Source organism: Kamptonema animale CS-326 (assembly GCF_028330895.1).
GTDB classification, from domain to species: Bacteria; Cyanobacteriota; Cyanobacteriia; order Cyanobacteriales; family Microcoleaceae; genus Kamptonema; species Kamptonema formosum.
Map to the genome: position 1 here is coordinate 1 of NZ_JAQMUA010000133.1, position 10502 is coordinate 10502.

A 10502-nucleotide genomic window follows, 5' to 3' on the forward strand; every position below is an offset into this window, starting at 1 on the left:
AGAAGGGGCTAGGGACTAGGGACTAGGGACTAGGGAAAGGGGAAGAGAGGGGGAGGATGGGGAGGATGGGGAGATGGGTAATTAACCATTAGCCATTAGCCATTAGCCATTAGCAATTAGCAATTAGCAATTAGCCATTAGCCACTCCTACAAAGATTGCCATATCTCAAGGCAAAGTTAGAATTTCCACACCAGACTCAGTAACAGCTACAGTATGCTCAAATTGAGCAGTGAGTTTACCATCTTGGGTGACAGCAGTCCAACCGTCATCAAGGATTTCAACTTCCCAAGTACCCTCATTAATCATCGGCTCAATCGTAAACACCATCCCTTGTCTGAGACGTTTACCCGTCCCCCGCTTGCCGTAGTGTAAAATTTCTGGCACAGTGTGGAAAATGCGGTGGATTCCGTGTCCTGCGAAATTCTGCACTACAGAAAATCCTTCAGCTTCAGCATATTCTTGGATAGCTGCGCCGATGTCACCGATGCGAGCTCCTGGCTTCACTTCCGCAATTCCTCTTCTGAGACATTCCTCTGTTACTTCTACCAGTTTCTTTGTTTTTGGTGCAGGTGTTCCTACAAAAAAAGTTTTAGAAGTATCACCATGAAAACCTTCAACAATTGGCGTTACATCGATATTGATAATATCGCCTTCTTTAAGAATTTGTTTAGCATTGGGGATGCCATGACATACTACTTCATTGACGCTAGTGCAGATAGATTTAGGAAATCCCTTATAGCCTAAAGGTGCGCTTTTAGCACCATGAGCTAAAGTCCAGCGTTCCGCTTCGTCGTTAAGTTCGAGAGTGCTAACTCCTGGTTTTACCATTGGTTCGAGATGGTTAAGGAGTTCCGCCGCTAAACGTCCGGCGTTACGCATTTTTTCCAATTCTCTACTTGATAAAAGCACTAAAGTGTCATTGCTCATAGTTATTTTCTTCCTTAATTAACGCTTAGCAAACCTTCAATCTAATAGGACTTATACATCGTTGTACAGCCGCCATCTTAGCGGTAAAGTCACCGCTAAGATAAGTAGTCGGACATAAATAAACGTAGTCAGTCATTGCGAGCGAAGCGAAGCATAAGCGCTACGCGCAGGCTTCGCCAACGCAAGGCCTTGAGATTGCTTCGGGCTTGCTTCGTACCCTCAGATTGCTTCGCTACGCTCGCAACTGCGCTGCGCTTGACGCGCTTCGCTTGGCTCGCAATGACATTGTTTATTTTTGTCCACCTACTTAGCGGCGTGGCGGCGTTACGCGATCGGTGCATAAGTTTTATCTAAAATAGATTTGAACCAATCTTCAAGGCGCGAACCTAAAGCTTCTAGAGAGTATTCTATCTCTGCTTGTTGTCGGCAAGCATGACGGTCAATTTCATCTAGACGGGCGATCGCATCTACTAATCCTTCTACACTGTCGGGTTCTACTAAAAACCCTGTCTGTCCATCGCAAACAATCTCCGCTGGCCCACCTCGGCGGTAGGAAATCACGGGTACTCCACAAGCTAAAGCTTCGATCGCTACATTCCCGAAAGCTTCAACCCAACGCGGTGTCATCAATAACGCTTTACAGTTACCGAGTTCTGCTTGTAGTTTAGCTGTTGTCAGAAATCCTAAATATTGTATCGGAGCTTGGGGGTAATCTGCACAAATTTTCTGCCAGTAGTTTTCATCTTGAATTTTTCCCATAATTTTAAGGGGAATGCCAGTAATTTGAGCGGCTGCAACTGCATCTTCTAAACCTTTTTCGGGAGAAATACGACCTAACCATGCTAATTGAGACTCTGGTTGAGGACAAAATTGGTATAAAGATAAGTCAAAGCCGCTACTTAAAATTCTGCACTCCTTGGCAAAGGAAAAAGTTGCTGCTTGCGCTTCTGTACAGACTCCTATTGTACCAGGAAATTGACTTGCTATTTGTTCTAGTATGCGGTCTATTGTGTCTGAAAGGGAACCCATACTGACCACATGAGCGATAGGGATGTTAAAAAATGGGGTTAAATAAAATGGTAGCCAATCGTAGGCAAAGTTAAGGATTAAATCATATTCATTTTGAACTTTTCTAGCATATTCCCACATATTGGCAATCACAGAATCTCCCGGCATAACAATCGGAGTATTGCGATCTTGAGTTTGGGCAGGAATTTGGAGCTCTCCGGCAATTTGGATGACGGGAATTGCTGTTAAAATCGAGCCACTGGGAGCTACAACGTCTATTTTCATGCCGCGACGTTTCAATTCAAAGGCCATATTAAATAAAGTTAGTTCGACTCCGCCGCCGAGTCCAGAACCGAGCGATCCAACTGATGTTGACATTAATAATAGTTTCATATAATTTGGTAATTGGTAATTGGTAATTGGTAATTGGTAATTGGTAATGGGGATACACAGATTTTACAGATTCCTCTGATTTCACAGACTAAACGATCGTGACTCTAACTAATCGGTGTAATCCGTGTAATCGGTAAAATCTGTGTTCATAATTGGTATTGAATAGAGTTAGCTTTAATCATAGAGGATTCCGGTCATAGAAAAAGTGGCACATTAAGCGTAGAATATTATAGATTCGTTTACGCGATCGCGCTCGAAGTCTATGGTACCTCGACTCACCGAAACTCAATTGGCACAGGCGATCGCTGAGATCGAAAAGTTATCGCAGCGGCGCGAGTCAGAATTATCTCCAGAGCAAGTAAGAGAAATTTTACAAGAGTTGAATCTTCCTGACGAGCTTCTAGAAGATGCGATCGCGCAGTTGCAGCGTCGCAAAGTGCTAGAACAACGCCAGCGAAGGAACCGCTGGATCGCGATCGCCACGACAGCAGTAATAATCGCAGCGATCGCTATAGGTGTTCTGTTTTGGCAAAATTGGCAGCAGCAAATCGCTCAAGTTGTTGCAGGACAAGACCGAATTGCTCTATCTAAAACCAGTGGTGACAACCTCTCTCAAGTCAGCCGTCAAACAAATTCCCGCGTTTACTACCAAGTTACATTAAAAAATGCTCCGATCGATCGTCAGTTATCTTTGCAATGCGACTGGATCGATCCCAGCGGTCAAACTGTACATCAAGGACGGTATCAAACTCGCACGATCGCTACACCGATTTGGAATACCTACTGCTTTTATAATCTCGACTCTGCTTTCCCCCAAGGAAATTGGGAAGTGCGGATGTCGCTGGATGGGCGCATTCTCAGCACTCAGCCGTTTACGGTGCAGTAGATGGGCGATCTCGGTAAACCTTCACAGTTTGTAGGCTATTGGGGGCGGGGCGATTCCCTGCGGGATAGCTTCGTTTCCCGTACTGAAATGCTGCGACGTTTAGTACCTGACTATGGCATCCGGGAGTCCCAACTGTCTGAGACAGACGTGCAATTAGAGTGGGCGATCGCATCTACTTTGGTGCTTAATGCTGACCAAGTGACGCTGAATGCTTGTGGGCGTAAGCAACCAACCGATTTGCCAGGAGATGCTTGGGTGGCGGTGGAAGTGAGACAGCTAACACTAGGGCGCGATCCGTTTGGGCGAGTACCGCTGTACTGGATGCAGTTAGGAGAAACAATTTGGTTTGCGACGCGCCTGCAACTGCTGTCACCGCTGATTCCCTCCCCTCAAGTTAGCGCGATCGCTCTACACAGCTATGCTTGTTTTTCCTACGTACCCACACCACTAACGCCGATCGAGTCAATTGCATCCGTAGCAGCGGGAACCGAGATGATTTGGCAAGTGGCAGATGGGAATGCGATGTCCTTGCCAACGGTGCGATCGCTGCACTCCGCTTGGCAGGAAGCGCCCCAACTACTGCGGCGTGAAGACGAGGCGATCGCGCAGTTACGAGTGCTGTTGCAGCAGGCGATCGCGCGACAGGTGGCAGATTTGCCGATTGATGAACCCGTTGGCGTTTTGCTGTCGGGTGGCATCGATTCTTCGCTGGTGACGGCGTTGCTGGTCGAGGCGGGTTTGCAGGTGCGGGCCTATAGTCTCGATTTTGGTGTTGAAGGCTATTCAGAACTGCCCTATGCTCAGCAGGTAGCGGACTTTTTACAGATTCCGCTGGTGCGAGTGGAAGTAACAGGCGATCGCCTGTTACAGGCACTAGGAGCCACCGCTAAAGCCCTCGATTTGCCCTATGGAGATGGCACAACTGGCCCGCTATTCTTACTCAAACAAGCAGCAGCACGGGATGTGCGGGTGGTATTCAACGGCGAGAATGGCGATCAGCTATTTGCTGGATGGACGAACAAACCCTTGATTGCCAACGGAGTTTACAATCAGGAGCATCCTACCGCAGGGGAAACCTTTGAGCAGCAATATTTGCGGACATTTCAGCGATTTTATGGATATGAATCGCATATCTTTTCACCCGCACTCTTAGCCCAAATTCAAGATCGCGATTTGAGCGTTTACTTAAAAGATGCGATCGCAACCGAAGCTTGTCCCTCTTTGCTGGCAAGGCTCAGGCGGGCTTCGCTGATGCTTAAAGGCGCACAAAATATTCAGCCCAGGGCAACCGCATTGGGGTTTGCTTGCGGGCTGTGGGTGCGATCGCCCTTTTGCGACCCCGACCTCACCGCATGGACGTTTCAACTGCCTGGAGAGCTGCTGCTGCACGGTGCGTGCGAAAAATACATTCTCAAAAAAGCGGCCGATCGCTGGTTGCCCCCGGAAATTGTCTGGCGTGAAAAGCGCGGGATGGGCGTGCCGTTAAAGGTTTGGTACTATCGCGAGTTTTGGGGTGCGATCGGTCGCTGGCTGAATCCGAATGTGTTGCGATCGGAAAATCGCTGGCAGCCTTATTTAGCCGACGCGATGTTATCTGGAGGACTTGGAATTGCTATGCGCGATCGCTATATTGGTAATAATCTTTGGCTGCTGCTGATGTGGCAGGCATGGCGAACCGAAGTTTTAGGGGAAATTCCCAGCAAGCGATCGCTGGATCATGTTTTTTGGCTGCCACCTGCGATCGGGCAACGGATTTGGAAGTATCGAAGGAGCCTAGAATGACTGAATCTGTGGTTGAGGAGCAAGCTAAAATACATTCGCCACCATTTTCGCAAGCATTGGTGCAGGAATTGCTATCAGCTTACGGTTCGCCGCTGTATGTGTATCAGGGCGATCGCTTGCGTCAGACGCTCGATCAGATCGCGCGATCGATTGACTATCCGCAGGTTCAGTTTCATTTTGCTAGCGTTACCAACGGCAATATTGCTCTTTTACAACTGATTCAGCAGGCTGACTGGGGGCTACACGCGAATACACCGGGCGATGTGTTTTTGGGACTGAAAGCGGGTTTTACGAGCGATCGCATCGTCTACACTGGCAGTAACCTCAGCCAAGTTGATATTCAGCAATTGCTCGACTGGAATATCAATCGATTCAACTTCGATAGCCTGTCGCAACTTCAGGATTTTTGCGATTGTTCCCGCAGTCAAGCGCGATCGCTTCATCCCGAAATCGGACTGCGCCTCAACTCACCGGAATTAACGGGAGACAGCCGTATTGGGGTACGTCCCGCAGAATTTGACAAGGCCAACGCGATCGCACAGCAGCACGGGTTTAAAATTACTGGACTGCACTTTTACCGGGGGACGGGGACTAACGCCACCAGTGCGTTTATAAAAGCGATCGATCGCGTCATCGCCATCGCCCAACAGCTTCCGGATTGGCGATCGCTCGATTTTGGCGGTGGATTTGGCTATCCCTATCGAGGCGGTGCGGCCTTTGACTGGAGGGAGTTTGGTGCAGCCATTACTCAAAAGCTGACTGCGCGATCGAACCCGATCGAGTTAGTAATCGAACCCGGACGAGCCGCGATCGCAGGCTGCGGCGTTTTGCTGGCGAAAGTTGTCTCGGTAAAATGGCAAGGCGATCGGCAAATTGTTGGCGTGGATACGACTGTAGCAAATTTATCTGTACCTGCGGTACATGGCGGCTATCGAGCGATCGCGACTTGGGAAAATGAATCTAGCTTGGGAAACGGTACGCGATCGCGATATCAAACGGATATTTGCGGTAACACGACTTACTCGCGGGATTATTTGGGACGAAATTGTTGGCTACCTTCACTTAAAATTGGAGATGCGATCGCGATTTTGGATAGCGGGGCTTACGGCTATGCGATGTCGTCGCATTTTCTGCATCGTCCTCGTCCTGCTGAGGTATTAATTGAAGCTAACGGCCATCGATTAATTCGGCAGCGAGAAGACTATTCTATCTTGTTATACGGGCAAATCTTCTAAATTAATCAGGAGAATGAAATGGGAATGAAATGCGTCCAGTGTGGAACCGACAACATTTTGCGCGATCGGACTAATAACTCAGGTCGCTGTAAACGGTGCAACCATCCGTTTGTATTTGAACCCACTACCGTCACTGATTACAAATTAAGATTCACCGATCCATTTTTTAAGAAGGCGCTCGACGATATTTCTAGCCAAAATATATTATTTTTCACGCCCAAACAGTTTTTGTATTTTATTGACAGACGGCTTAAACCTCGCGCCTCAACTCCCCGATGGTTGTGGATTTTTATCTACTTATTTTTTGGCTTGCTGGTATGGGGGAGGGGTAATATCATTAATGCTATTCTTACAATGAGTTTGTTAGGGCTATTTTCCTACGGAATCAGTATTTCACAAAAACGCCGTCTACACGGAATTCCTGAAGTATTTCTAGTCAATGCCGCACAAAGCGATCAGTGGCTGCGACGCTGGCAAAAGGTGAACGGAAGATTAGAAAAACTGCTGCGTGCTCCTCGTCAAAATGCTTTGCCTGCTAGCATCGATCGCGAAGTCAGCGCCTACAGTTTCGATCGCGCTATTGTTTGTGACAGTGACGAAATAGCTCAATTTCTAATTGCCAACAACATCCATTTTGAAAATAATTGCGCCATTCTTAGCATCAGCGGCTATCCCCGAAGCATCTTCAAGACGGTGATACAAATGCTACGTCGCAATCCCGATTTAAAAGTGTATGCGCTGCACAATGCTAGTCCTATTGGAGTAAGTTTAGTACATCAATTGCGAACTAATCCAGACTGGTTTGCGAATCAAGAGGTAACGATTTTTGATTTAGGTATCTCTCCCCGTCAAATCTTGGAAAATCGCAATCTGTTTGTGCAAAAATCGGTGGCAATGGCAGAAACAGCCCGTCAATTACCTGACACCGTGAGGCAAAGTTTAACAGCTAAAGAATTAGCGTGGCTGGATGCAGGTAATTTTGTTGAATTGGAATCTTTTACGCCGCAGCGGTTGTTGCGCGTCGTCAACTATGGACTTGCTCAAAGCGGCGATCCGCAGAGCAATAACGGCTTAATATTAGTGGATAATAATGTCGAATATGGTGGCGGCTATGTGTTTATGTCCGATAGTTTTGGTTAGGGCGTTTTTTCAAATTTTGGAATCAAATTTAGAATTAATTAAGAGGAGTAGCAGCCATGAAATGTGCCCAGTGTCGAACCTACAATAGTTTAAGAGATCGCACTAATAACTCAGGTCATTGTAAGAATTGCAATCATCCATTTGTGTTTGAACCCACTACCGTCACCGATAAAAAATTTGCATTTACAGATCCATTTTTTAAGAAGGCACTCGACGATATCTCTAGCCAAAATATATTGTTTTTCACGCCCAAACAGTTTTTGTATTTTATTGATAAACGGCTTAAATATCCATCCGCATTGTATCAATGGGAGTGGATTTATAGCTATTTCATTTTCAGCTTTGTTTTTGCCATCTTTATCCTTATCCCTCTTTTACAACTTATTCATAATGTTATTACAAATTATGCAATGGTATTTTTAACTCTGTTTAATATTTACAATTTCTTTTGGATTGTAGAACTATCGAAAAGTAACAAATCTACCCAGCAAAATATTAGTTATCGCAAAATTAACGCTACAAAATTACAAGTCTTAGCCGTAATTATTTTAGCGATAGGCATTCCCGTTAGCGCGATCGCTGATTCTTTTGTAGGAGGTATAACAGTGGTTTTGCTAGGGCTATCTTCCTTGTGCCTCGGCATCTCACAAAAACGCCGTCAACAGGGAATTAGTGAAGTATTTCTTGTCAATGCAGCTCAGAGTGATGAATGGCTAAGACGCTGGCAAACGGTGAACGGAACATTAGAAAAACTGCTGCCTGTTCCTCGTCAAAATGCTTTACCCGTAAGTATCGATCCCGAAGTTAGCACCTACAGTTTCGATCGCGCTATTGTTTGTGACAGTGATGAAATCGCTCAATTCCTAATTGCTAACAACGTCCATTTTGAAAATAATTGTGCTATTCTTAGCATCAGCGGCTATCCCCAAAGTATCTTCGACACCGTGCTGGAAATGCTGCGGCGCAATGCCGATTTAAAAGTGTATGCACTGCACGATGCTAGCCCTTATGGAGTAAATTTAGTACATCAATTGCGAACTAATCCAGACTGGTTTGCGAATCAATCAGTAACGATTTTTGATTTAGGTATCTCTCCCCGTCAAATCTTAGAAACTAGCAATCTATTTGTGCAAAAATCGGTGGCAATGGCAGAAACAGCCCGTCAATTACCTGACACCGTGAGGCAAAGTTTAACAGCTAAAGAACTAGCGTGGCTAGATGCAGGTAATTTTGTTGAAGTGGAATCGTTTACGCCGCAGCGGTTGTTGCGCGTAGTCAACTATGGACTTGCTCAAAGCGGCGATCCGCAGAGCAATAACGGTTTAATATTAGTGGATAATTCTGTCGGATATGGCGGGGGTTATGTGTTTATGTCCGATAGTTTTGGTTAACGACGATTCACTTGTAACCAAATTTCCAGCGTCACCAGCAGCCACAGTTTCAGCCCATAGCGGGGAAAAACTTCGCCGCGATAGTTTAGCCACTCCCGAATCAGGGCTTGATTGAGATAGGGCGCGATCGCAGCCCGTCGATTCAGCAGCAGCGATCGCGCCTGTCGCTGCCAGTCCCTCAAAAACCACTGCTGCATTGACATTACCATGCCGCTTTTCGGACGATTGACGATCGCATCGGGTAGCAAATCGGCGACAGCAGCTTTGAGAACAGCTTTTTCTTGTGCGCCGGAAAGCTTGTATTCTGGGGGAATTTGTAAACTCAGCGCCACCATGCGCGGATCGAACAGGGGCGATCGCGCTTCCAATCCGGCAACAGTGGTTAAATTATTCACTTTGGTTAAAATGTAGTCGGCTCCCTTAAACTCAATATTTAGCCGCATCAGTCGATTCAAAAAGGTGGTTTCTGTCCGTTGCAATTCCTCAGCAAAGACGGAAGGCGCATCCTTTACCAGATTCCAGACTTCTGGCTTCAGCAAACGCGGCAGATCGACATAACATTTCTGAAAAGAAGTCAAGTAAGCTGCGATCGCGTCGCCTTCACCGTGAATCGAACCGTACAAACTATTTAGCAACATCGGCTTATTTTTCGGCCCACCAAAGCACGGATCGCCGCCTTCGCCATTAAGCACCACATCCACAAATTCCTTTGCCGATCGCGCTAGCAGCAAATTTGGCACAGTCAAGCCTTCCCCTACTGGATCGTCCATCGCCTCCAGCGTTTCCGGTAGCAACTGCCAAATGTGCTGCGGCGAAACTTCTAAAATATGGTGTTCAGTGCCACAATGTGCGGCTACGATGTTGGCAAATTCAATCTCACTCGGATACTCCGCGCCAAAGTGAATCGAAAAAGTATGAACCGGACGATCGTGCAGTCGCGCTGCGATCGCGGTCACGCAGCTTGAGTCAATACCGCCTGAAAGGTATGCTCCCACTGGTTTGTCAGCCGGAAGCGCCTGCTGTACCAGTTGTTCCAACAGCGATCGCACCTGCCCAGCGTGCCATTCCAGCGGGCGATCGGCGTTAGTAATTTGCTCCTGCGGCTGCCAGTAGCGCTGTGGCTGGGCCACCGGTAAGCACAGGTAGCTACCGGGCCGTAACTCTCGCACTCCCTGCCATAGCGTTTGCGTTCCGGGTACAAACGCACAGCACAAATAATCTCGCAAAGCGATCGGGTCGAGTTCTTGAGGATGATAGGGATTGAGCGATCGCAGTCGAGGCGCAACCCAGCTAGTCGTTCCCGCCGTCGTGTAGTAGAGGGTTTTGGCCCCGACGCGATCGCGCCCCAGACACAAGGTTTGTTGCTCTCGATCCCAGATAGCAATGGCAAACTGCCCTTCAAGCAAGCTCAGTGTTTCAGTACCCCACTGTTCCCATAGCTGTCCGACGATCGCCAGATCGCTCAATCCATCTGCGTTAGTCAGTTGTTTGAGTAGAACGGAGCGATCGAAGCAGCAGTCACCCACCAGCACAAATCGCTGACTAGGGCTGAAGGTTGGCTGGACTGCGATCGCAGCAAAACCGGAAGTTGCCCAGGTAGCAGGCTGCGATCGCGCTGCTGGCCCCCAAGCAATGACCCAATTTGGATTGATAAACTTTTGAGTTTGCATCTATTTTATAGAGGAGTTACGCACGATTACGTAACGCCGCCATCCTGGCGGTTCTTTGACCGCCAGGAT

8 protein-coding genes are annotated in these 10502 nt (G+C 47.4%); 5 read left to right on the plus strand and 3 right to left on the minus strand.

All coding sequences use genetic code 11. The annotated features are described in order from the left end of the window. Positions 1 to 166: 166 nt before the first annotated feature. Together map and PN499_RS07955 are read right to left on the minus strand one after the other, a co-directional pair. The gene (map, locus tag PN499_RS07950) at positions 167 to 928 is read right to left on the minus strand and encodes a type I methionyl aminopeptidase (protein WP_272031211.1); all 762 of its coding nucleotides are present in this window, start codon (positions 926 to 928) and stop codon (positions 167 to 169) included. Between the two features lie 324 nt (positions 929 to 1252). Beyond that, positions 1253 to 2329, minus strand: a complete 1077-nt coding sequence (locus tag PN499_RS07955; protein ID WP_272031213.1) for a glycosyltransferase family 4 protein — start codon at positions 2327 to 2329, stop codon at positions 1253 to 1255. A gap of 262 nt (positions 2330 to 2591) precedes the next feature. Here PN499_RS07955 and PN499_RS07960 point away from each other — a divergent pair, with 262 nt between their 5' ends. From PN499_RS07960 to PN499_RS07980, 5 genes are read left to right on the plus strand one after another with little or no spacing between them, the layout of a single operon-like run. Then, positions 2592 to 3215, plus strand: coding sequence for a DUF3859 domain-containing protein (locus PN499_RS07960; protein ID WP_272031215.1), 624 nt, complete (start codon positions 2592 to 2594; stop codon positions 3213 to 3215). Continuing rightward, complete coding sequence (locus PN499_RS07965) at positions 3216 to 4997, plus strand: asparagine synthetase B family protein (RefSeq protein WP_272031217.1); 1782 nt, start codon at positions 3216 to 3218, stop codon at positions 4995 to 4997. It begins immediately after the preceding gene. Then, complete coding sequence (locus PN499_RS07970; protein WP_272031219.1) at positions 4994 to 6232, plus strand: diaminopimelate decarboxylase family protein; 1239 nt, start codon at positions 4994 to 4996, stop codon at positions 6230 to 6232. Before PN499_RS07965 ends, PN499_RS07970 begins: the two co-directional genes overlap by 4 nt. Positions 6233 to 6250: 18 nt before the next feature. Continuing rightward, positions 6251 to 7372, plus strand: coding sequence for a toprim domain-containing protein (locus PN499_RS07975; RefSeq protein ID WP_272031221.1), 1122 nt, complete (start codon positions 6251 to 6253; stop codon positions 7370 to 7372). 56 nt (positions 7373 to 7428) lie between these two features. Next, on the plus strand, positions 7429 to 8763 hold the full coding sequence (locus PN499_RS07980) for a toprim domain-containing protein (RefSeq protein ID WP_272031223.1): 1335 nt from the start codon (positions 7429 to 7431) through the stop codon (positions 8761 to 8763). Here PN499_RS07980 and PN499_RS07985 read toward each other — a convergent pair. Then, the gene (locus tag PN499_RS07985; RefSeq protein ID WP_272031225.1) at positions 8760 to 10433 is read right to left on the minus strand and encodes an asparagine synthetase B family protein; all 1674 of its coding nucleotides are present in this window, start codon (positions 10431 to 10433) and stop codon (positions 8760 to 8762) included. The two genes, PN499_RS07980 and PN499_RS07985, sit on opposite strands and share 4 nt — an antisense overlap. Between the last annotated feature and the right edge of the window lie 69 nt (positions 10434 to 10502).

Excerpts from the sequence above, each read along its gene's own strand:
- PN499_RS07975 (WP_272031221.1), top strand. The coding sequence starts at position 6,251 with ATGGGAATGAAATGCGTCCAGTGTGGAACCGACAACATTTTGCGCGAT.
- PN499_RS07960 (WP_272031215.1), top strand. The coding sequence starts at position 2,592 with ATGGTACCTCGACTCACCGAAACTCAATTGGCACAGGCGATCGCTGAG.
- PN499_RS07955 (WP_272031213.1), bottom strand. The coding sequence starts at position 2,329 with ATGAAACTATTATTAATGTCAACATCAGTTGGATCGCTCGGTTCTGGA.
- PN499_RS07985 (WP_272031225.1), bottom strand. The coding sequence starts at position 10,433 with ATGCAAACTCAAAAGTTTATCAATCCAAATTGGGTCATTGCTTGGGGG.
- PN499_RS07970 (WP_272031219.1), top strand. The coding sequence starts at position 4,994 with ATGACTGAATCTGTGGTTGAGGAGCAAGCTAAAATACATTCGCCACCA.
- PN499_RS07965 (WP_272031217.1), top strand. The coding sequence starts at position 3,216 with ATGGGCGATCTCGGTAAACCTTCACAGTTTGTAGGCTATTGGGGGCGG.
- map (WP_272031211.1), bottom strand. The coding sequence starts at position 928 with ATGAGCAATGACACTTTAGTGCTTTTATCAAGTAGAGAATTGGAAAAA.
- PN499_RS07980 (WP_272031223.1), top strand. The coding sequence starts at position 7,429 with ATGAAATGTGCCCAGTGTCGAACCTACAATAGTTTAAGAGATCGCACT.